This is a genomic window from Erwinia sp. 1181_3, assembly GCF_052824965.1.
In genome coordinates this window covers 379,506-401,364 of the sequence record NZ_VTDE01000002.1, presented here as the reverse complement: position 1 = coordinate 401,364, position 21,859 = coordinate 379,506, and the positions used below count along the sequence as shown (strand labels likewise).

Sequence of the window (21,859 nt, the reverse complement as noted above, 5' to 3'; positions counted from 1 at the left end):
CTTATAAACGAACGTGACGGTCAAGTTGGATGTGCATTTTTCTTTCGAAAATGGAGGTGGTGAGATCGGTCACCCAGCCGCGGAAGAAGTTCATTACCATCCCGACCAGCAGATAGCTCACCGCCAGCGGGCCAAGTGGTAAGTTCAGGGTGGTCAGGCCGTTAGCAATACCGAGATAAACGAAGAGCTCGCCTGGGTTGATATGAGGAAAAAGGCCGTTCATTGAGTGGCAGCTGTACGATGCAGAGGCGTAATAGCTCGGCTTGTACTTCTCAGGCATGAACCTGCCGAGGCTCAGTGTCATCGGGTTGCAGAAAACAAAGGTGCCAATCACTGGCAGTAACAGATAGCGTGAAACCGGGTTACCTGCGCAGCGCTGAGCCAGTTTCTCGATCCTTTTCTGACCCACAAAGACAATTAACGCATTCATTATCACTAGCAGGCTGATCAGCAGGGGGAGGATCCCTGTCACCATGCCGACAAAAACGTCCCCTCCTTTCTGGAAGAGCCCGATAAACCATTCGGCTCCGTGCGTAATGCTTTCAATCATGATGAAACCTCTTTACGTGGATAACAGTGGATATTGTTATTTTCTGTGGAAGCTAATCTAGCCCCTAAGAGATTTATAAAAAACCATATTGATCACAAAACGAATGAATTATCTTTCAAATAAAAAGTAAAAATGAAAGATTTTACCTTTCATTTGGTCTTTTTTCCCGGCGGAACTGGCCGCCAGGCGGAAGGAGAAAGCAGGAGGGGGGAGGTTTCGATAGGCTAAAACGGGAGCGGGGGAGTTACGGGTGCTGTGTCAGGCATAGCACCATCACCGTCACCCACTCTTCTGAAATCCAACGCTGTTCCACATCCTGCCAACCGAGTCGACGATAAAGAGCCTGTTGGTCCGGCGTATACAGCCATAACGCGTCTATCTGTTGTGCGCGGGCGCGGGCAATACAGGCGTTTACCAGGCGGGAACCGATTCCTTTACCGCGCCACTCTGTGGGTGTGAACACTTCGCCCAGCCAGTAACGACGTTCTGGCCTGTCGTCCAGCTCATATTCGATCACGCTGGCCGTGCCGGTCAGCGTGCCGTCAGTGTCACAGGCGATCAGGGTAAAACTGCCGCTGTCGTGCTGGTTACGCTCATCAAGACGTTGGCTGATGGTGGCTAACGAGGACCAGTTCGCGAGTTCAGACCATTCGCTATGCAACAGACGAGCAATCTCATGGCGGCGTTCAGGCTGCTGGCGCAGGGTAAAAATGGGCATCATGCTGTTCCTTAAGCGGTAGCCGCCTGGCGAGGCGGAAAAGAATTATCTACACTCTTCTGAGGTTGTCTTCCTTTCTTTATCTCATCGTGGCTATAATTGCTATATCGTTTAGTTAGAGCTCTAATTATCAGGCATCTTACCTATTGAATACCCAGGAACTGAATTTCTCCCGTTTGCTGCATCTTACTGCCCACGCCTGGCGTCAGGCGATAGATCGGCGGATGAAAGATAATGGTCTCAGCATGAGTAGCTGGATGGCCGTGGCGACGATCGCCCTTCAGGACGAACCGATGAGTCAGAAAGAACTGGCGCAGTCGCTGGGTCTGGAAGATGCCAGCGTCGTGCCGCTGATTGACCGTCTGGTAAAGCAGCAACTGGTCGAGCGGGTACAGCCACCTGAAGATCGTCGTAAACGATTGCTGCATGTCACCCCAAAGGGCGAGGTGTTGTATCAGCGTTTGAAAACAGAAGCTGATGCGCTGCGCAATGAGCTGCTGTCTGGCGTGAATGCGGGGGATCTGGCTGTTACCCAGCGTGTACTGCAGCAACTGCTGGCGGCGACAGAGGTGAAGTAAGGTGTCCCGCATTAAATCCAATCCCTATGCTCCGCGTGAGTGGGCGCCTGGCGAAAAGCCCATGCTGCCTGGATCGCCCTCTACGCCGCTGCACCCCACCCATAAACGCATTGCCTTTGGTATCGTTGGCCTGTTGATTTGCATCACCGGGGCGCTCAGTAACGCGCTGGTGACTGCCAACCTGACCAATTTGCAGGGCGTGTTTGGTGCCTACAATAACGAGATTGCCTGGCTGCCCGCCGTTTACGTGATGGGAAATATCTCGATTAACCTGCTGCTGGTGAAGTTTCGCCAGCAGTTCGGGCTGCGGGTATTCACCGAAGCGTTTCTGGTGCTGTATGTGCTGGTGGCGTTCTTCCATCTGCTGGTCAACGACCTCAGTTCCGCGATTATCGTCCGTGCGGCGCACGGCATGGTCGGTGCCGCACTCAGTTCACTGGGTATCTATTATCAGGTTCAGGCCTGGCCCGCGAAACATCGCCTGAAAGCGCTGGCGATTGGTCTGGGGGCTTCACAGCTCGCCATTCCTCTTGCGCGTCTGTTCTCGACGGAACTGCTGCAACTGGATGAGTGGCGCGGGTTGTACCTGTTTGAGCTGGGGCTGGCGTTAATGGCGCTCGGTGCGGTGCTGATCCTTAAACTGCCTCCGGGAGAGCGCACCAAAGTTTTCGAGAAAAAAGACTTTCTGACCTTCTTCCTGTTGGCACCCGGTATGGCGCTGTTCTGCGGCGTACTGTCGCTCGGGCGCATTGAATGGTGGACCAGCACGCCGTGGCTGGGCGTTTGCCTCGCCCTCGGGCTGGTGCTGGTCACGGCCGCCGTGCTGGTGGAACACAATCGCAGTAATCCACTGATTAACACCCGCTGGCTGGGGAGCGGGGCGATATTCCGTCTCGGTATTGTGATGATCCTGCTGCGTATCATGCTGGCCGAACAGAACACCGGTGCGATTGGTTATCTGCAACAGATTGGCATGTTGAACGATCAGATGCAGGGGCTGGCGCTGGCGATCCTTGCCGGGGTGGCGGCGGGGATTATCTGTAGCGCGCTGACCATTAATCCCAAACATCTGAGCTGGCCGATTGTCCTGTCGCTGATTATCGTGATGGTGGCCTCGCTGATGGATGCCCAGTCCAGCCCGCTGACCCGCGCCAGTAATATGTATTTCAGTCAGTTCCTGCTGGGCTTCAGTACCTCCTTCTTTATCGCACCAGCGATGCTGCTGGGCGTGGGCAGCGTGGTGACTCAGCCGAAGAACCTGGTCAGCTTTGTAGTGCTGTTTGGTATGAGTCAAAACCTCGGCGGCCTGATGGGTTCGGCGCTGCTCGGGACCTTCCAGACCTGGCGCGAAAAATATCACTCCAGCCTGCTCGGTGACCAGCTGTCGCTGCTGGATCCGAACGTGACCGATCGTTTAGCCCAGTACAATAATCTGTTTGCCAGCCTTGTGGGTGACAGCACCCTGCAAAGTGCTCAGGGCACGGCACAGCTGCAAACCGTTGCCACATTACAGGCGAATGTACTGGCCTATAACGATGTGTATATGCTGACTGCCATCATGGCAGGGATCACTTTACTCTGGGTGCTGTGGCGTCTTTCGCGTCTGCGTTATCTCAACTGGCAGCAGGCCAAACGCGAAGCCGAAGCGGAACAGCGCGCGATGCAAAATCTTAACAAGACTATTGCCCGGTAAGCGTTCTGTGGAACGAAGAAGGGAACACGGGGAAAACATGAGTCAACAGGAACAGCAGCAACTCACCGAGCGTCTGAGAAATAATAAGCTGCGTATTTTATCGATTGCCCTTGGATCGGGGATTGCCCTGGTCGGCGTACTGGTGATCCTTTACGCCTGGCAGCTACCGCCCTTTACCAGCCAGACACAGTCAACGGAAAACGCCTATGTGCGCGGCCAGGTGACTTTTATCAGCCCGCAGGTCAGTGGTTATATCACTGAGGTTAAGGTGTTGGACTTCCAGCCGGTCCACCAGGGCGACCTGATGATGACCATTGACGACCGCATCTATCGCCAGCGCGTGCACCAGGCGATGGCGCAGCTGGATATGAAAAAAGCGACGCTGGCCAACAATATTCAGCAGCGTCGCAGTGCGGAAGCGGTGATCAAACGCAATGATGCCGCACTGCAAAACGCCAAAGCCCAGGCGGTAAAAGGTGGGCTGGATCTGAAGCGTGTGGAAAATCTGGTCTCTGATGGTTCTCTCTCTCTGCGTGAACGAGATGCATCGCGTGCCAGCAACAGCCAGACACTGGCGGATGTGCAGCAGGCGCAGGCCACGCTGGAAGTCTCACGTCAGGATCTGCAAACCGTGATTGTTAATCGTGCCTCGCTGGAGGCAGATGTCGCCAGCGCGCAGGCGGCGCTGGAACTGGCGCAGATCGACCTCGACAACACCAAAATTATTGCCCCGCGTGATGGGCAGTTAGGGCAAATCGCTGTGCGGCAGGGCGCTTATGTCACAGCGGGAACCCGGCTGACCTCACTGGTGCCGCAGCAGATGTGGGTGGTCGCTAATATGAAAGAAACTCAGATGGCGCACATCCGTCCGGGTCTGCCTGTGACGTTCCACGTTGATGCGCTGGACGGTGAACAGTTTAACGGTGAGGTGGAGTATATCTCACCGGCAGCGGGATCGGAGTTCAGTGCGATCTCACCGGATAACGCCACCGGCAACTTTGTGAAAATTGCCCAGCGCATACCGGTGCGAATTAAAATCACCAGCGATAACACGGCCCATCTGCGTCCGGGCATGTCGGTCGAGGTCAATATCGATACTGCGGCCGCGCAGGATGGAGATAAAAAATGATGTCTGCGCCGAAAACTCTGGTGATGATGATGCTGACGGCTACGCTGGCAGGCTGCGCTACGGAAGTGCAGCAGGCACCGTCGGCGCTGCCAATACCGATGCAGTGGCGCAATCAGGTTGGACCGGGTGCGGCGGTGGAAGCGAGCTGGTGGCGGGCGTTTAACGATGCCTCATTGAATCAGCTGGTGGAGCAGGCGCTGCGCAACAACCCGGATATATTAACCGCCCGTTCACGCGTCGATCAGTATCGTGCTCAGCTGCGCGGAGCGCAGGGGGATAACTTCCCAACGCTGGATGCCGGCGTGGCGGCAAGCCGTGCGCGGGCTATCTCCGCGGCAACAGGCCAGCCTGCGCAATCGACCGTCTTTCAGGGCCTGTTACAGGCCAACTACAACGTGGATTTATGGGGAGAACGCAGCAGCAGCATTGATGCAGCCAAAGCCTCGCTGGCAGCCCAGCAGGCGGCGGCGAGCGCGGCCGAACTGACCATCGCCAGTTCGGTGGCGTCAGGGTATATGACCCTGGTGTCGCTCGACGAACAGCTGCGGGTCACGGAAGCCACCCTGGCCAGCCGTGCCAACTCGTTAAAGCTGGCACAGCGCCAGTTTGAAACGGGTTACACCTCGCGGCTGGAGTGGGTGCAGTCGCAGTCGGAATATCAGACGGCGAAAGCGCAAATCCCGCTGTTGCAACATCAGATTGCGGAGCAGGAAAATGCCCTGAGTATTTTGGTCGGAATGAACCCGCGTCAGATTGCCCGCCAGAACCACTTTGACCACGTGGCACCGCAGACGCTGCCCGCCGTGATGCCGTCTCAACTGTTGCAGCGCAGGCCGGATATCGTGCAGGCCGAACGCCAGCTACTGGCGGCCGATGCATCTCTTCAGTCTTCACGCGCCAGTCTGCTGCCTTCACTGAATCTCACCGCCACCGGAACAATGCAAAGTTCGGTACTCCATGAACTGGTGGAGAATCCGTTCCGCCTGTGGAGTATTGGTGGCAGCGTGCTGGCACCATTGCTGAACCGTGAAGCGCTGACCGCACAGGTTGATGTCTCCATGGCCACGCGCAACCAGGCACTGTACAACTACGAAAAAGTCGTGCGCAGTGCGTTTGGTGAAGTGAATAACGATCTGGATGCCATTACCCGCTATCAGGAGCAACTCTCCGAGTTACAGGCACAGGAGAAAGTGGTGCAGGAGGCGCTGCGTATCGCGCGCAACCGCTATCAGAATGGCTACGCTTCCTATCTGGATGAGCTGGATGCTCAGCGTACGCTGTTCAGCATCCAGCTCAGTGTGGTGCAGGCCAAAAATAACCTGTTGCTGGCGCAGATCGATCTCTACCGCGCACTGGGCGGCGGCTGGCAGGCGTCATAACAGATAGGCAGGCTTGCTGCTGTCGGCCTGCGATCAGCCAAAGAGTTTCAGTTTCGCCGTCAGTTTCCGCAGTGCCTTCTTCTCCCCGGCGATAGCCAGCCCGAGGTGTTGTAGATCGGCGGTGGCAATCTGACTGACGGCAGCTGAAAATTCGGCGTAATCCACCGTCATCTGGCCCTCCTGCGGAAAGATAATCGCATCAAACTGCTGCTCTTCGCAGCACTCAAGCAGCACACTCAACTGGGTATTATCGGCTGACAGCACCGGGATGCCCACCGGGATCAGGCCCGGATAGCACTGGCCACTGGCATCCGCTAACGCATCACCGACCAGATGCGGATGGCGCTGCCCCAGCGTCAGGCTCAGTACCGCGGCGGCGTTGGCCGCCTTGCCCACGGTTAACGCACTATTCAGTACCACCACACAACGAACATCGTTCATCATTTTTGCCTTCTGACGGAGAAAAAACGCAGCGTAAATCAGTGCGGCGGCTCAGTCTGGAAGATTTGTGCAGTGCTGTTGATAAAAAGCGGGAGTCAGCTGATAGGCGCGTTTAAACCAGCGCCCGAGATGGCTTTGATCGGCAAATCCCAGCTGTGCCGCAACCAGGGCTGGGGGCTGACCGGCCGACAGCAGGCGGCGCGCTTCGCTCAGGCGCAACTGAATCAGCCAGGCATGAGGAGGCAGGCCAAAGTGAGCGTGAAACTCGCGTGACAGACGAAAACGATCAACCTCCAGCGCCGCTGCCATATCGCTCAGGCCGATATTGTCATAACGGTGGTCCAGCATAAAATCGCGCGCCCGCAGCGCCAGGGTGTTCTCATGCGCAGCCAGTTGAAGGGGGCGCCGCCAGTGAAGGTGGCGTGTCAGGGCAGAAAACAGGCGCTGTAACGCGCTCTCTTTGATGATTTTCAACTCATTGTCATGCAGAGCCTGAAAGGCATGAAGCGTTGCCCACGCCAGTTGACGATCGCTGCTCAGGGTACGGGCAAAGTTCAGTTTAAAACGGTCGGGAATCTCACTAAACAGGCTGCTTAATTGCTGGCGCAGCGTGAGCGGGTCGATATACAGCATACGATAGGTAAAACCCCTTTCGTCGATCGCATCGCCATCATGCAGTTCACCCGGTTCCAGTAAAAATACCGTACCGGGACGGCTCTGATGCTGCTGGCGACGCGAATGAAACTGTTGCACACCCTGTTCGGTCACACCGACCAGGTAGCTGTCATGCCAGTGTGGATCGTAAGCGTGGCCGGTAAAATGAGCGCGCAGGGTTTCAATCGACGTCGCGTCATCGCGCGCCATTTCTATCCAGCCTGATGGCTTCATAACCTTGCCCCCTTCAGAGAATCCCCACGACAGCGTAGCGTCAGTGGCACCCTTGATGCCAATCAATAACGAGAAAAAATTGGGAATCAATCGGATTCTTTAGTACTTCTCATTGCTTAGCAACGAATGCTATTATGCGAATCTTTACAATTAATAGTCTGAGTCATGCGGAAAAAAATCTCCGTAATGGGTGCTATTTGTGCAAATAACTAGCTGGAAATTATAGATTATTTTTAGGGATGCTATGAAAAAGTCACGTCTTTTCGCCACACTGTTATGCGCCTTTGCGCTGGCAGGGTGCGCGCGCACTGAACCGGTAAAAAATATCAATCAAACGCTGAATGCTGATTACAGCGACAATCAGTTGCAAACGGCCATTCTGGACGCCGGGCGCGCACGTCAATGGGTGATGCAGCCACAGCAGCCGGGCGTGATTACCGGGCGGATCATTCAGCGTAACCATAGCGCCGATATTCGCATTACCTACGGCGCGAACCATTATTCTATCAATTATGTCGGTAGCAATAACTTGATGGCCGCACCGGGTGAAATTCACCGTAATTACAATCGTTGGGTCAATAACCTCGATAAGGACATCCAGTTACGTCTGGCATCCTCAAAAACACCCTAATCGTCAGGCGTCGGTTCGCTCAGGCATTAAAGATCCTGCCAGCCTGGCCGACAACCCATTAAATGGGGTGAGTCGTTAACAGCGTTTTATATCGCAAATGCGGTTAATTCCGAATGCCAGCACCCGTTGCTAAACGCTATGCTGTGGTTTAGCCATGCGGCACGGGTGCCGCTGAATGGACCGATGAACCGCAGTGACGATCCCTCTGTGGGCATGATCAAATTACTCGAATACAGGGCGGAGAACGTTCCCGCGCTGCAAGAAGAATCAGCATGAATTTAGCCTTTACACTCCTCGACTGGCAGGCTAGCGCGCCCGGGTTGAATGAGCCTGAGCACTGGCAAAACTGGGCAATGCAGCCGCCCGTCATCGACAGCACGCAGCAACTGGCCAAATGCAGCCAGCTGCCGATGATGACTGCGCGGCGTCTGAACAGCGGCAGCCGTTCGGCGGTGGACTGTGGGCTGTCTGTCATGCGTCGTCAGCCCGTGGATGCGCTGGTATTTACCAGCCGTCACGGTGAGCTGGAGCGTAATCTACGTATTCTCACTGCCCTGGCAAAACAGCAGAATCTGTCGCCGACAGACTTTGCGATGTCGGTGCACAATGCGGCGGTAGGCAGCCTGACCATTGCCGCCGAAGCCCCGTTGGTCTCAACGTCATTGTCAGCCGGAGTGGACTCTTTTCAGCAGGGTATGCTGGAAGTGGCCGCGTTACATGCCGCGGGCTATCACCATGTGCTGCTGGTTGATTTTGACGGCACCATTCCTGATATCTATCACCCGCATATTCCTGACCTGACGCTGTTTTCTGCGTATGCGGTGGCATTGCTGCTGGCACCGGGTGATGCCTGTCAGTGTGTGAGCCAGCCGCAGGCTACGCCGCGTGCGCCTGCGCTGCCGCAAAGCCTGCTGTTCCTGCACGGTTGGCTGGCACGTCAGGCGCAGTTCAGCGTGCCGGGCGATCGTTTCCACTGGCAGTGGGCGTGTCGCTATGACTGATCTCACCCTGCGAGCCCGACCTTATCGTTACCTCAGTCGCTACTGGCGCATTCTGATGACCGGCCTGTGCTTTACGCTATTTGGTCTGGGAGGGCTGATGCTGTCGCTGGTGTGGTTTAACCTGCTGCTGCTGTTGCGCAATCCTCAGCAGCGCCGCCGCCTGGCGCGGCGCAGTATCTCGCGCTGTTTTCGTCTTTTCCTGCGCTGTTGCCGTACCCTTGGGGTGTTTGACTACCGCATTGAAGGGGCCGAACTGTTGCAACAGGATCGACGTTGTCTGATCGTGGCGAATCATCCTTCGCTGGTGGATTACGTGTTTCTGGCGTCAGTGATGCCGGAAGCAGATTGCCTGGTGAAAGCCGGGTTACAGAAAAACTTTTTCCTTTCCGGCGTGGTGTGCGCTGCGGATTATCTGGTGAACAGCCAGGGGGAAACGCTGCTGCCGGACAGCCAGCGCCGTCTGGATCAGGGTGATGCGATTATCCTGTTCCCGGAAGGGACACGTACCCGTTACGGTGAACCACTGAAACTCCAGCGCGGCGCTGCCAATATTGCAGTGCGCTGCCGTTGCGATCTGCGTCTGGTTCATATTGTCTGTACCCAGCGTATGCTCGACAAGCAGAGCCGCTGGTATCAGGTACCAGAAGAAAAACCGCTGTTCACCGTGCGCGTGCAGCAGCGCATTGACGGCAGCACATTTTGGGCCGAAGAGGGGGAGCTGGAGTCACGTGCCGCGCGTCACCTCACTCACTATTTGCAAGATGCATTAACACCAGAACATCAATAATTATTCGGAAACAGTATGGAAGAGTTATCGCTCGAAATTAAACAGATGATCATCGACACGCTTAATCTGGAAGAAGTGAGCGTGATGGATATTGAAACCGACGCGGCGCTGTTTGGCGACGGCCTGGGTCTTGATTCTATCGACGCACTGGAACTGGGCCTGGCGGTGAAAAGCCGTTACGGCGTGGTGCTCTCTGCCGAAAGTGACGAAATGCGTCAGCATTTTTACTCCGTTGCCACCCTGGCGGCGTTTATCCATGCCCAGCGTTCTGCGCTGACGGCCTGATTGTATCCAGGAGAAGACCGTAATGGATAAGAACGAAATTTATCAGGAAATCACTGGCCTGCTGGTCAAATTGTTTGAGCTGGATGCGGACGATATCAAACCGGAATCGCGTCTGTATGAAGACCTTGAACTGGACAGCATTGATGCCGTCGATATGGTCGTGCATTTGCAAAAGCGCATTGGCCGAAAAATCAAACCTGAGATCTTCAAATCAGTCCGCACCGTGCAGGATGTGGTGGATGCAGTAGAACAATTGCTGCGTGAAGGCTGATCGTTAACGGCGGCAGGGAAAGCGAACCGATGCTACGTATGCTCACCGGGCTGTTGCTGGTGCTGTGGCCATTTCTGGTCGGGTTCAGCCTCACTCACCCTCAATATCACTGGCTGCTGCCATTGATGGCACTGCTGTTTGTGCTGCGCTGGCTGGGGTTGCGTCGGCAGCAGGGGGCATTTGCGATGACAGGCAAATGGCTGGCAGTGGCCGGGGCAGCGCTGTGTGCGGCCAGCATGCTGCTGCGCGACCATCATTTGTTGCTGTGGTACCCGGTGGCGGTAAACGCCATTCTGTTGTTGCTGTTCGCCAGCTCCTTATTCAGCGCCATGCCGCTGGTTGAACGCCTGGCCCGTCTGCGTGAAACCGATTTACCGCCGCGCGCGGTGGCATACACCCGTCGCGTCACGCAGGTCTGGTGCCTGTTCTTTCTGATGAATGGCGGGGTGGCGCTGGTCACCTGCCTGCAAACTTCTCTTTTCTGGTGGACGTGGTGGAACGGACTAATCAGCTATCTGTTAATCGGGCTGTTGATGGCGGGCGAATGGTGTGTACGCCAGCGCATAAAGGCCTCGCGGTGAGTCACAACGTTTTGCCAATGGGCGACTGGCTGACCACCGTTACGCCGGGCATCGTGGCACGCAGCGGCACGCATCAATGGACCCGACAGCAGTGGCAGCAGCAGGTCACCGCGCTGGGTACGCGTCTGCTGGCGCACCCGGGGCAACGCTGGGCGCTGTGCTTTGAAGACTGCTATCTGTTTAGCGTGGCGTTACTGGCGGCGCTGCATGCGGGAAAAACGCCGCTGATCCCCGGCCACTGTCGGCCCTCACTGCTGGCGGAGCAAATCGCGGAATTCGACGGCGTGCTCAGCGATCAGGCATTTCCCCTCGACTGCCCGGTCTGGCAGGTCGACGAGGCGGGCAGGGCGTCAGACAATGTGTTGCCGCCGATGGCCCCTGATGCCGCCATTATCCTGTTTACCTCCGGTTCTACGGGCGCGCCACGGCAGGTCAGTAAACCCGTTGCCAGCCTGGATGAAGAGGCGCGCTGGTTGCATACGCTGTGGGGCGAACGTCTGCAAGGCTGCACCCTGATTGCGTCGGTCACTCATCAGCATCTCTACGGGCTGAGTTTCCGCCTTGTTATGCCGATGGCGCTGGGGCTGCCGTTTGACAGCCGCCAGGTCTGCTACAGTGAACAGCTGGTGGCGCAACCCCCAGGGCGCTATGCGTTTATCAGCAGTCCGGCCTTTCTGCGCCGTATTGATTTCTCCCTGGCGGCCCCTTACTGCTGCCTGACGGTGTCAGCCGGAGGGGCATTGCCCTGGCGGGATGCGCAGTCGGTGACGGAGTGGACCGGGTATCCGGTCGAAGAGATCTACGGCAGTACCGAAACCAGCGCCATCGCCAGCCGTACCCGCGCGCGTGATGACGCCGCGTGGCAGCCGTTCAGCGGGGTGGCATTCCGCCAGGATGAGCAGAAAAACTGGTGGGTGCGTTCGGCGCTGATCCCACTGCCGCAGGGTGCGATGCTGGACGATAAGCTGGTGTTCAGTGAGCAGGGCTTTCAGCTCTGTGGCCGCCATGATCGTATTGTGAAAATCGAAGATAAACGTGTGTCGCTCAGTGAGATTGAGCGGCGGCTGCTGGCGCTACCGGAGGTGGCCGATGCGGTGGCACTCCAGGTGGTGCGCGGCGATCGCAGCGGCATTGGGGTGGTACTGGTGCTTTATCAGCCGCAGAGCGATCTCAACGGACTCAAACGCCAGTGGCGTCATGAACTGCAGCGCTGGCTTGAGCCGGTGGCGATGCCGCGGTTCTGGCGGGTGGTTGAGATCATCCCGCATAACAGTCAGAGCAAACGTGCCTGGCCGCAGATACAGGAGTTATTTCATGTTGCCCGTTGAGCTTGCGGTACAACAGCAGGGCAGCGAAGCGGAACTGCTGTTGCGCGTCGATGCGGATCTGTTCTGGTTCCAGGGCCATTTCCCTGAGCAGCCCCTGTTGCCCGGCGTGGCGCAGCTGGACTGGGTGATCCACTATGGCACCTCGTTGCTGGCCCCAGGGCTGCAGTTTGCCTCCGTGGATAACATTAAGTTTCAGCAGCCGATCCTGCCGGGCGCTACGCTGAAACTGACGCTGAGCTGGCAGCCTGAAAAAGGGCTGAGTTTTCAATATCAGCGGGTGACCGATGCGGGGCTGCACCCGGCCAGTAGCGGGAAGATCCGCCTGTGTTAAACGAGACGTTCCGCCCCTGTGTGGTGATCCCCTGCTATAACCACGGCATGATGATGGCCTCGGTATTGGCCCGCCTGGCCCCGTTTACGTTACCAGTGCTGATTGTCGATGATGGAAGTGATGCCGCCACCGCCGTTCAGCTCGATGCGCTGGTGGGGCCGGACGTGCAGCTCCACCGCCTGACGACCAATCAGGGCAAAGGCGTGGCGGTACTGGCCGGACTCACGGAGATGGCCCGTCAGGGCTTTACGCATGCGGTGCAGGTGGACGCTGATGGGCAACATCAGATCGAAGACTGCCCGCGCCTGCTGGATGCAGCGCGTGCTGCGCCGGAAGCGCTGATCTCAGGCCAGCCGCAGTATGACGACTCGGTGCCTCGGGCGCGCCTCTATGGCCGCTATATCACCCATTTCTGGGTCTGGGTGGAAACCCTGTCCTTTTCCCTGAAAGACAGCATGTGCGGATTCCGTGTGTATCCGCTGGCCCCGACGCTGGCGCTGGCACAGCGCCGTGCTATCGGTCAGCGTATGGATTTTGATACGGAAATTATGGTGCGCCTCTACTGGGCGGGCACGCCTTCGTACTTCGTTGCCACCCGCGTAACCTACCCGCAGGACGGGCTGTCACACTTTGATGCGCTGCGCGATAACCTGCGTATCTCCTGGATGCACACCCGGCTGTTCTTCGGCATGCTGCCGCGTATACCTTCATTACTCTGGCGCAGAAAAACCGCACGACACTGGTCTGCTACCCCGGAACGCAGCGGGCTGTGGGGCATACGCTTTATGCTCACCGTGTATCGGTGCTTTGGCCGCCGCGCGTTTACGTTGTTGCTCTGGCCAGTGACCGCCGTGTACTGGCTCACCGGCGGCGAACAGCGGCGCGCCTCCGTGCAGTGGCTGAATGCCGTCCGTGATTACGCACAGTCGCAGCAGCTGACATTGCCCAAACCGCTGAGCAGCTTCCGCCACTTCCTGCGTTTTGGCGATGCCATGCTGGACAAAATTGCCAGCTGGCGCGGCGATCTGCGCTGGGGTAAAGACATTGATTTCGCCCCCGGTGCCGGGGTGATTATCAACCACGGCCCGCCGGGCGGGCGACTGATCCTGGCCTCGCATCTGGGCGATATTGAGGCCTGCCGTGCACTGGCACAGCAGGTGAGTGGGCTGGTGATCAACGCGCTGGTGTTTACCGACCACGCGCAGCGCTTCAAACAGGTCCTGGACGAGATTGCCCCACAAGCCAGTGTTAATGTGATCCCGGTGAGTCATATCGGCCCGGAAACCGCCATCATGCTGCGGCAGAAGCTCGATGCCGGAGAATGGGTGGCGATTGTCGGTGACCGTACGGCGGTCAACCGCCAGCGCGGCGGCAGTCGTCGTGTGATATGGAGCGAGTTTCTTGGCAAACCGGCCCCCTTCCCGCAGGGGCCTTTTGTGCTGGCGGCGGCGCTACGTTGCCCGGTGATGCTGATGTTTGCCCTGCGTCAGGGCAGCACGCTGCGTCTGCACTGCGAGCCGTTCGCCGATCCGCTGGAACTGCCGCGTGCGACACGGCAGCAGGCCTTACAGCAGGCCGTCGATCGTTATGCACAGCGGCTTGAATATCATGCGCTGCTGTCGCCACTCGACTGGTTTAACTTTTTCGACTTCTGGCAACTGCCGGAAGCTCCCCCGACCGAACATGAAGAGAAGGATTCCCGGTGTTAAACGATGCGCGTTTCTCTGTTGAGGTTGAGCTGACCGTTCCGTTCCACGATGTGGATGCGATGGGCGTGGTCTGGCACGGCAACTATTTCCGTTATTTCGAAATTGCCCGCGAAGCGCTGCTGGGCAAGTTTAATTATGGCTACCGCGAGATGAAGGCCTCGGGGTACGTCTGGCCCGTGGTGGATACCCGGGTAAAATATCGCGGCACCCTGACGTTTGAGCAGCGTATCCGCGTGCGTGCCACCATTGAAGAAGTGGAGAATCGCCTGCGTATCGCTTATCAGATTTTTGATGCAGAGAGCGGCCAGCGTACGACCACCGGTTACACCATTCAGGTTGCGGTGGCCGAAGGGGAGACGGGCATCAGCTTTGTCTCGCCGCAGATCCTGTTTGATCGTCTGGGAGTCACGCTATGATCAAAATGCTTTTCACCTTGCTGATGCTCACCAGCCTTAGCGTGCAGGCCGTCACGCTGGACGCACTGCAACAGCGCTTTGCCAGCCAGCCGGTGGTGCGGGCTGACTTCAGCCAGCTGCGTACCATCAAAGGCATGGCGCAACCCCTGAAATCCAGTGGCCAACTGCTGATAGCCCAGGATAAAGGGCTGTGGTGGCAGCAGGCAAAGCCTTTCCCGCTGACGCTGGTGCTGGATGAAAAACGCATGGTCCAGGTGATGAACGGCCAGCCGCCGGAAATTGTCACTGCCGACAGCAATCCGCAGATGTTCCAGTTCAACCATCTGCTGCGCGCCCTGTTTCAGGCAGACCGCCAAGTCCTGGAGCAGAACTTTGCGCTGGATTTTCACGATCTCGGGCAGGACCGCTGGCGCCTGGTGCTGACGCCAACCACTTCGCCGCTGGATAAACTTTTTAACAACATCACCTTACAGGGTGCTGCGTATCTCGACAGCATTCAGTTGAATGACCGACAGGGCGATCGTACGGATATAACCCTGAGCAATCAGCGCCTGACGCCGACTCACCTGACTGATGAAGAGCAGCAGCATTTTGTTTTCTAACCGACCGCGTCAGATTGCCGTTGCCTGGCTGATCGTCTGCCTGCTGCTGTTGGCCGGGCTGGCGGCATTGCTGCCGCAGGCGCGTATTAACAGTAGCGTGCTGGCGCTGCTGCCTGCTCAGTCGATGGGGGCGATGCCAGCCGACCTGGAACAGGGCTTTATGCAGCGTCTTGACCGCCAGATGGTGTGGCTGGTCAGCGCCGGGAAGCAGGATAACCCGGCCGTGGCACAGACGTTGCTGACGAAGCTGCAACAGCTTGAAGGACTGAAGCAGGTGAAAGGGCCGCTGGACGCACAGCAACAGCAGGCCTGGGGGCAATTTGCTTTTCAGCACCGAAACAGCATGATTGATGCCGCCACGCGCGCACGGCTGGAAAACGGCGGAGCCGCCCAGGCCGACTGGGTGCTGGCACAGCTCTATTCCGCGTTTGCCGGGGTGAGCGGGCAGGAACTGAATCACGATCCGTTGATGCTGGTGCGTGGCGCACAGCTAATGATGCAACAAAATGCCAGCCAGCTCGGGCTGAGCAACGGCTGGCTGACCACCCGCGATAAGCAGGGGCAGCGCTGGTACTTTATTCATGGCGAACTGGCCAGCAGCTCGTTCGATATGCAGCAAAGCCACGCCATTGTTGGCCAGCTTCAGGATATCGAGCAACAACTGCGACAGCAGTACCCGAATGCACAACTGCTGTCACGCGGTACCGTCTGGTTCAGTGATTATGCCAGCCAGCAGGCGCGGCATGATGTCTCCACCCTTGGGGTGGCCACCATTGTTGGTGTGCTGCTGCTGGTTTTCTCGGTGTTTCGTTCACCGCGACCGCTGCTGCTTTGCGCGCTCTCCGTAGGGATTGGTGCACTGGCAGGGACGGTGATCACGCTCCTCTGCTTCGGTGAGCTGCACCTGATGACGCTGGTGATGAGCCTGAGCATTGTCGGGATTTCGGCCGATTACACCCTCTATTACCTCACGGAGCGCATGGTTCACGGGGCAGATATGACCCCGCAGGAGAGCCTGCATAAGGTGATGCGTGCGTTGCTGCTGGCGCTGGGCACCACCGCCATTGCATGGCTGATTATGGTGGTGGCACCCTTCCCGGGGATTCGCCAGCTGGCGGTGTTCGCTGCTGTTGGCCTGACGGCATCCTGCCTGACGGTGATCTGCTGGTATCCGCTGCTGGTGAAAGGGTTGCCTGTGCGCCCGGTGCCGCTGATGGCGCTGATGGGGCGCTGGCTGGCGGCGTGGCGGCGCAACAACCGCCTGCGTATCGGTCTGCCGCTGCTGGTGGCACTACTTTCGCTGGGCGGGATCAGCCAGCTGCGCGTTGATGATGATATTTCCCAGCTCCAGGCGCTGCCCGCGCATTTGCTGGCCGTGGAGCGGCAGGTCACTGCGCTCACCGGTCAGAGTGCCGATCAGACCTGGATGGCGGTTTCCGGCGATAACCCGCAGCAGACCTTGCAACGTCTGGAGGCGCTGGCCCCGAAACTGGGCGATGCGCGCCGTCAGCAATGGCTCAACAGTTACCGTCTGTTGCCGCTCTCCTCCCTGGCGCAGCAGCAGCAGGATTTACAGAGGCTGCAGCAGGCGGCTCCGACGGTGATCGCCCGTTTGCACGAGGCCGGGGTGACGGTGAATGCCCCCGATCTCAGCGCGCAGCCGCTGACGCCGGAAGCCTGGCTTAACAGTCAGAACAGCGAAGGCTGGCGCCTGCTGTGGCTGACGCTGCCTGACGGGCGCAGTGTTGTACTGGTGCCGTTGAGCGGCGTGAGCAATCGTGCCGCACTGGCGCAACTGGCTGACAGCCTGCCGGGCGTCAGCTGGATTGACCGTAAACAGACCTTCGATACGCTGTTTGCCTTTTACCGTACCCTGCTGGGCTGGCTGCTGGCAGCCGCGCTGGTGGCGATTGCCCTGAGCAATGTGCTGCGCCTTGGCTGGCGTCAGGGGCTGCTGACGGTGATCCCTTCCGTACTGTCACTGGGCGGTGGACTGGCGGCGCTGGCGTTGTCCGGCCATTCGCTTAACCTGTTTTCGCTGCTTGCGCTGGTACTGGTGCTGGGCATTGGGATTAATTACACCCTGTTCTTCAGCAATCCGCGTGGGACGCCGATAACCTCTCTGCTGGCGGTGTTGCTGGCGATGGCGACCACGTTGCTGACGCTGGGGATGCTGGTGTTCAGCAGTACCCAGGCGATCAGCAGTTTCGGCATTGTGCTGTGCAGCGGCATCTTTACCGCGTTCTTACTGTCCCCGCTGGCACTGCCGGCGAAACGGAGAAAAAAATGAAAAGCCTTCTGGCGCTGTTCTGCGCCGCGTTGCTGCTCACGGGCTGTGCCGGAAAACCGGATGACACCCGGGCGCAGGCCTGGCTTAAACCAGGCGTGCGCGTGACGTTACCGCCCCCGGCCATTGATCCGGCGTTCAGTCAGCAACAGCTGCTGACCGGGAGTTTCAAGGGCAAACAGCAGTCGCTGCTGGTGTTGCTGAGTGCCGATGGTCAGCAGCTGACGCTGGCCGGGTTGTCATCACTCGGCATCCGCCTGTTTCGGGTAACGTATGATGCCAGCGGCATTCACGCCGAACAGGCGCTGGTTCTGCCGGAGATGCCGCCAGCCAGCCAGGTGCTGGCTGATATTATGCTCAGTCACTGGCCTGTTTCCGTGTGGCTTCCGCGCCTGCCGGCGGGCTGGACGCTGGCAGACCAGGGCGACCGCCGGCAGTTGCGTGATGACGGGGGCAAACTGATCACGGAGATCCGCTACCTGCAACGCGGGACACAGCGGATGCCGATCAGTGTTCAGCAGTTTGCTTTTGGCTACCATATCTTGATTCAGAATCTGGACGGATGATGATGTTTATTTCTGCGGTGGGTATGCTCAATGCGCTGGGTGCAACGTCCGATGACATCGCCGATAACCTTGTGCGCGGCGTGGCACCGGGGATGCGTGCCGACAGCGGATGGTTGATCGGCGATAAACCCTGCTGGACCGGGCGGGTGGATGCGGAATTACCCGCGGTTCCGGCCCGGCTGGCGGCGCATAACAGCCGGAATAACCAGCTGCTACTGGCGGCGCTGGCACAGATTGAAACGGAAGTGCAGTCGGCGATCGCGCATTTTGGTGCAGACCGCGTGGCGGTGGTGCTCGGCACCAGCACGTCTGGCCTGGATGAGGGCGATCGTTTTATCAGCGGTGACAGCGAGAATTATCACTATTTTCAGCAGGAGCTTGGCGATCCCTCGCGTTTTCTGGCGGACTATCTGCAACTGAGCGGCCCGGCCTACACGCTGTCGACGGCCTGCTCTTCCAGCGCGCGGGCGCTGATCAGCGGGCAGCGATTGATTGACGCCGGACTGGCGGATGTGGCGATTGTCGGCGGGGCCGATACGCTCAGTCGTATGCCACTCAACGGTTTTGACAGCCTTGAGTCGTTATCAGCGCAACGCTGCGTGCCGTTCAGCCAGCAGCGTGATGGCATAACGATTGGCGAAGGGGCGGCGCTGATGCTGCTGACCCGCGAGCCGCAGCCCGTAGCGATTCTGGGTTATGGTGAGTCCTCGGACGCCTGGCATATGTCGGCACCCCATCCTGAAGGGGAAGGGGCCAAACGCGCGATTACTATGGCGCTGCAACAGGCGGGTCTGGCCCCGGAGCAGGTGGGGTATATCAACCTGCACGGTACGGCAACGCGGTTAAATGATCAGATTGAAGCGGGCGTGGTCAGTGCGCTGTTTGGCGACCAGGTACCCTGTAGCTCCACCAAGCACTTAACCGGACATACGCTCGGTGCCGCAGGCATTGTTGAGGCGGCGCTGTGCTGGCTTATCCTCACACGTCACCTGCCGCTGCCGCCGCAAGATTTCAGCGCCAGCACCCCGGACAGCGGCCTGCCAGATTGCGGTCTGCTGACGGCGCCCGAGCCGCTGGAACGCCCGGTGATCATGAGTAACTCTTTTGCTTTTGGCGGCAATAATGCCTGCCTGATTTTAGGAACGCTGTGATGTCAGAGTATCAACCCGCCGCGTATTACCTGCCGCATGCCTCACCGATGGTGCTGGTAGAGCAGGTGCTGAATGTCAGTGACGAAGAGGCCCATTGCCGTGTACGGGTCAGTGCTGACAGTGTGCTGGCACCCTTTCTCAACCCGCAGGGGGCATTGCCTGCCTGGTTCGGCATTGAAATTATTGCCCAGACGATAGGTGTCTGGTCAGGCTGGCATGGCCGCCAGCAGCATCAATGCCCCCCGCGTCCCGGGATGCTACTGGGCGGGCGCGGCTACCGCTGCCAGCAGGCGATTTTCCCCGCCGACAGCGTGCTGGATATTCGCGTCAGCCTGCTGATGTGCGATGAAAAAATAGGCAGTTTCGACGGCGTTATCACCATTGATGGCGACACCTGGGCTCATGGCCGACTGAATACCTATCAGCCAGATGACCTGGAACTTCAACAACTTATGCAACAGGATATTCAGGAATGACGCGTTCTGTTTTAGTCACCGGAGCCAGCAAAGGTATCGGCCGTGCGATTGCGCTGCACCTGGCCGCCGATGGATTTACCGTGATAGTTCATTTTCACAGCGATGAGCAGGGCGCACGGGATACGCTGCACCAGATAGAAACGGCCGGAGGCATGGGCCGCGTGCTGGGCTTTGATATTGCCGACCGCGAGATGTGCCGCACCCGTCTTGAAGCGGATATCGAGCAACATGGCGCTTATTATGGCGTGGTCAGCAATGCCGGTATTACTCGCGACGGTGCATTTCCTGCTCTGAGCGATGACGACTGGGACCAGGTGATCCACACTAACCTCGACAGTTTTTATAACGTGATCCAGCCTTGTGTGATGCCGATGATCGGACTGCGCAAAGGCGGGCGCATTATTACCCTCTCGTCGGTTTCCGGCATGATGGGTAATCGCGGACAGGTGAATTACAGTGCGGCCAAAGCGGGTATTATCGGTGCGACCAAGGCGCTGGCGATTGAGCTGGCGAAACGCAAAATCACCGTTAATTGCATTGCTCCGGGTCTGATTGATACGGGAATGATCCAGATGGAACCGGTGGCGGTGGATGAGGCGCTGAAGATGATCCCGATGAAACGCATGGGTGCCGCAGAGGAAGTGGCCGGGCTGGCCAGCTATCTGATGTCTGATATCGCGGGATATGTCACCCGTCAGGTCATTTCGATTAACGGGGGGATGCTCTGATGCGCCGTGTTGTGGTAACAGGAATGGGGGGCGTGACCGCCTTTGGTGAAAACTGGCAGGCGGTGTCTGAGCGTTTGCGCGCGGGCACCAATGCGGTCCGTAAGATGCCGGAATGGCAGATTTATGACGGCCTGAATACCCTGTTAGCGGCACCCGTAGATGATTTCACGCTACCGGAGCATTACACCCGTAAACGTATCCGTTCCATGGGGCGCGTCTCACTGATGGCGACCCGTGCTACCGAACTGGCGCTGGAGCAGGCCGGGCTGCTGGGGCACCCGGTGCTGACCAATGGCGATACCGGTATTGCTTACGGTTCCTCAACCGGCAGCACCGGCCCGGTCAGTGAATTTGCTACCATGCTGACGGAAAAGCACACCAACAACATTACCGGCACCACCTATGTGCAGATGATGCCGCACACCACAGCGGTGAATGCCGGACTGTTCTTTGGCCTGCGAGGCCGGGTGATCCCGACCTCCAGCGCCTGCACCTCCGGCAGCCAGGCCATCGGTTATGCATGGGAAGCGATCCGCCACGGCTATCAGACGGTGATGGTCGCAGGTGGGGCAGAGGAGTTATGCCCTTCAGAGGCGGCGGTGTTTGACACGCTGTTTGCCACCAGTCAGCGCAACGACCGCCCACAAAGCACGCCTTCACCGTTTGATACCCAACGTGATGGTCTGGTGATTGGCGAAGGGGCCGGGACGCTGGTGCTGGAAGATCTGGAACACGCTGAAGCACGCGGTGCGACGATTTATGCGGAGATTGTCGGATTTTATACCAACTGCGATGCTGCGCATATTACCCAGCCACAGCGTGAAACCATGCAAATCTGCATTGAGCGGGCATTGCGCTCGGCAGGGCTGACAGCCGACGATATTGGTTATATCAGCGCTCACGGCACCGCGACCGACCGTGGCGATGTGGCGGAAAGTCATGCCACGGCGGCGGTCTTTGGCGACCGTACGCCGGTTTCATCGCTGAAAAGTTATTTTGGCCATACGCTGGGTGCCTGTGGCGCGCTGGAAGCCTGGATGAGCATTGAGATGATGCGTGAAGGCTGGTTCGCCCCTACATTAAACCTCACTCAACCCGCTGAGGATTGTGCCGCGCTGGACTACATCATGCAGCAACCCCGTGCGATACAGACGGACTACATTCAGTCCAACAACTTTGCCTTTGGTGGCATCAACACCTCTCTGATCTTCCGTCGCTGGTCCTGACCCTGCTAAGGCGTTGCAACTGCAACGCCCTTCTTGTTATTTTTGTCTGGAAATATTAGTTAAGGTTGATAATCATTTTGTCTGACTGTTCAGTCGAGGAATCACTG

At 58.0% G+C, this 21,859-nt stretch carries 25 protein-coding genes; 21 read left to right on the top strand and 4 right to left on the bottom strand.

Annotation, left to right across the window (positions count from 1 at the left end; all coding sequences use genetic code 11):
* Position 1: 1 nt before the first annotated feature.
* Complete coding sequence (srlA, locus tag FY046_RS06225) at positions 2-550, bottom strand: PTS glucitol/sorbitol transporter subunit IIC (protein ID WP_062743787.1); 549 nt, start codon at positions 548-550, stop codon at positions 2-4.
* Positions 551-794: 244 nt separating this feature from the next.
* Positions 795-1,271, bottom strand: a complete 477-nt coding sequence (locus FY046_RS06220) for a GNAT family N-acetyltransferase (RefSeq protein WP_446185879.1) — start codon at positions 1,269-1,271, stop codon at positions 795-797.
* A 143-nt stretch (positions 1,272-1,414) separates the two neighbouring features.
* On the opposite strand from FY046_RS06220, the gene FY046_RS06215 reads away from it, so the two are divergent.
* The 4 genes from FY046_RS06215 to FY046_RS06200 all read left to right on the top strand — a co-directional run bounded on the left by FY046_RS06215 (position 1,415) and on the right by FY046_RS06200 (position 6,047).
* Positions 1,415-1,846, top strand: coding sequence for a MarR family winged helix-turn-helix transcriptional regulator (locus tag FY046_RS06215; RefSeq protein ID WP_133840957.1), 432 nt, complete (start codon positions 1,415-1,417; stop codon positions 1,844-1,846).
* Between the two features lie 61 nt (positions 1,847-1,907).
* Positions 1,908-3,539 (top strand): MFS transporter, encoded by a 1,632-nt coding sequence (locus tag FY046_RS06210; protein WP_205945556.1) that lies wholly within the window; start codon positions 1,908-1,910, stop codon positions 3,537-3,539.
* Positions 3,540-3,576: 37 nt separating this feature from the next.
* Positions 3,577-4,668 carry an HlyD family secretion protein gene (locus FY046_RS06205; RefSeq protein ID WP_446185878.1) on the top strand — a complete coding sequence of 364 codons (1,092 nt, stop codon included), beginning with the start codon at positions 3,577-3,579 and terminating at the stop codon, positions 4,666-4,668.
* On the top strand, positions 4,665-6,047 hold the full coding sequence (locus FY046_RS06200; protein ID WP_446185877.1) for an efflux transporter outer membrane subunit: 1,383 nt from the start codon (positions 4,665-4,667) through the stop codon (positions 6,045-6,047). The genes FY046_RS06205 and FY046_RS06200 overlap by 4 nt, the downstream gene beginning before the upstream one ends.
* Before the next feature lie 33 nt (positions 6,048-6,080).
* On the opposite strand, the gene FY046_RS06195 is transcribed toward FY046_RS06200, so the two are convergent.
* The gene (locus FY046_RS06195; RefSeq protein WP_133842085.1) at positions 6,081-6,488 is read right to left on the bottom strand and encodes a DUF2000 domain-containing protein; all 408 of its coding nucleotides are present in this window, start codon (positions 6,486-6,488) and stop codon (positions 6,081-6,083) included.
* A gap of 51 nt (positions 6,489-6,539) precedes the next feature.
* Positions 6,540-7,376, bottom strand: a complete 837-nt coding sequence (locus FY046_RS06190; RefSeq protein ID WP_446185876.1) for an AraC family transcriptional regulator — start codon at positions 7,374-7,376, stop codon at positions 6,540-6,542.
* 244 nt (positions 7,377-7,620) lie between these two features.
* Here FY046_RS06190 and FY046_RS06185 point away from each other — a divergent pair, with 244 nt between their 5' ends.
* The 17 genes from FY046_RS06185 (at position 7,621) to FY046_RS06105 (ending at position 21,752) form a co-directional block, all read left to right on the top strand.
* Complete coding sequence (locus tag FY046_RS06185; protein ID WP_133840952.1) at positions 7,621-8,007, top strand: hypothetical protein; 387 nt, start codon at positions 7,621-7,623, stop codon at positions 8,005-8,007.
* Positions 8,008-8,279: 272 nt separating this feature from the next.
* Complete coding sequence (locus tag FY046_RS06180; RefSeq protein ID WP_133840951.1) at positions 8,280-9,008, top strand: beta-ketoacyl synthase chain length factor; 729 nt, start codon at positions 8,280-8,282, stop codon at positions 9,006-9,008.
* Entirely contained in the window at positions 9,001-9,795 is a 795-nt protein-coding gene (locus FY046_RS06175; protein ID WP_446185875.1) for a lysophospholipid acyltransferase family protein, read from the top strand. The genes FY046_RS06180 and FY046_RS06175 overlap by 8 nt, the downstream gene beginning before the upstream one ends.
* Positions 9,796-9,810: 15 nt before the next feature.
* On the top strand, positions 9,811-10,080 hold the full coding sequence (locus tag FY046_RS06170; protein ID WP_133840949.1) for a phosphopantetheine-binding protein: 270 nt from the start codon (positions 9,811-9,813) through the stop codon (positions 10,078-10,080).
* Between the two features lie 22 nt (positions 10,081-10,102).
* The gene (locus FY046_RS06165) at positions 10,103-10,351 is read left to right on the top strand and encodes an acyl carrier protein (RefSeq protein ID WP_133840948.1); all 249 of its coding nucleotides are present in this window, start codon (positions 10,103-10,105) and stop codon (positions 10,349-10,351) included.
* A gap of 29 nt (positions 10,352-10,380) precedes the next feature.
* Positions 10,381-10,932, top strand: a complete 552-nt coding sequence (locus tag FY046_RS06160) for a COG4648 family protein (protein WP_133840947.1) — start codon at positions 10,381-10,383, stop codon at positions 10,930-10,932.
* A 17-nt stretch (positions 10,933-10,949) separates the two neighbouring features.
* Complete coding sequence (locus FY046_RS06155) at positions 10,950-12,260, top strand: AMP-binding protein (protein WP_167864742.1); 1,311 nt, start codon at positions 10,950-10,952, stop codon at positions 12,258-12,260.
* The gene (locus FY046_RS06150) at positions 12,247-12,591 is read left to right on the top strand and encodes a 3-hydroxyacyl-ACP dehydratase FabZ family protein (RefSeq protein WP_133840946.1); all 345 of its coding nucleotides are present in this window, start codon (positions 12,247-12,249) and stop codon (positions 12,589-12,591) included. Before FY046_RS06155 ends, FY046_RS06150 begins: the two co-directional genes overlap by 14 nt.
* Complete coding sequence (locus FY046_RS06145) at positions 12,585-14,300, top strand: glycosyltransferase family 2 protein (RefSeq protein ID WP_159337104.1); 1,716 nt, start codon at positions 12,585-12,587, stop codon at positions 14,298-14,300. Before FY046_RS06150 ends, FY046_RS06145 begins: the two co-directional genes overlap by 7 nt.
* Entirely contained in the window at positions 14,294-14,716 is a 423-nt protein-coding gene (locus tag FY046_RS06140) for an acyl-CoA thioesterase (protein ID WP_159337103.1), read from the top strand. Before FY046_RS06145 ends, FY046_RS06140 begins: the two co-directional genes overlap by 7 nt.
* Entirely contained in the window at positions 14,713-15,318 is a 606-nt protein-coding gene (locus FY046_RS06135; RefSeq protein WP_159337102.1) for an outer membrane lipoprotein carrier protein LolA, read from the top strand. The genes FY046_RS06140 and FY046_RS06135 overlap by 4 nt, the downstream gene beginning before the upstream one ends.
* A complete protein-coding gene (locus tag FY046_RS06130) occupies positions 15,290-17,608 on the top strand; it encodes an MMPL family transporter (RefSeq protein ID WP_446185874.1) in 2,319 nt (772 codons plus the stop codon). The genes FY046_RS06135 and FY046_RS06130 overlap by 29 nt, the downstream gene beginning before the upstream one ends.
* Positions 17,605-18,171 (top strand): DUF3261 domain-containing protein, encoded by a 567-nt coding sequence (locus tag FY046_RS06125; RefSeq protein WP_159337100.1) that lies wholly within the window; start codon positions 17,605-17,607, stop codon positions 18,169-18,171. The genes FY046_RS06130 and FY046_RS06125 overlap by 4 nt, the downstream gene beginning before the upstream one ends.
* Entirely contained in the window at positions 18,171-19,322 is a 1,152-nt protein-coding gene (locus FY046_RS06120) for a beta-ketoacyl-[acyl-carrier-protein] synthase family protein (RefSeq protein WP_133842083.1), read from the top strand. Before FY046_RS06125 ends, FY046_RS06120 begins: the two co-directional genes overlap by 1 nt.
* Complete coding sequence (locus tag FY046_RS06115; RefSeq protein WP_159337099.1) at positions 19,322-19,798, top strand: ApeP family dehydratase; 477 nt, start codon at positions 19,322-19,324, stop codon at positions 19,796-19,798. The genes FY046_RS06120 and FY046_RS06115 overlap by 1 nt, the downstream gene beginning before the upstream one ends.
* Complete coding sequence (locus FY046_RS06110) at positions 19,795-20,526, top strand: 3-ketoacyl-ACP reductase FabG2 (RefSeq protein WP_446185873.1); 732 nt, start codon at positions 19,795-19,797, stop codon at positions 20,524-20,526. Before FY046_RS06115 ends, FY046_RS06110 begins: the two co-directional genes overlap by 4 nt.
* Positions 20,526-21,752 (top strand): beta-ketoacyl-ACP synthase, encoded by a 1,227-nt coding sequence (locus tag FY046_RS06105; RefSeq protein WP_167864365.1) that lies wholly within the window; start codon positions 20,526-20,528, stop codon positions 21,750-21,752. Before FY046_RS06110 ends, FY046_RS06105 begins: the two co-directional genes overlap by 1 nt.
* The last annotated feature ends 107 nt before the right edge of the window (positions 21,753-21,859 follow it).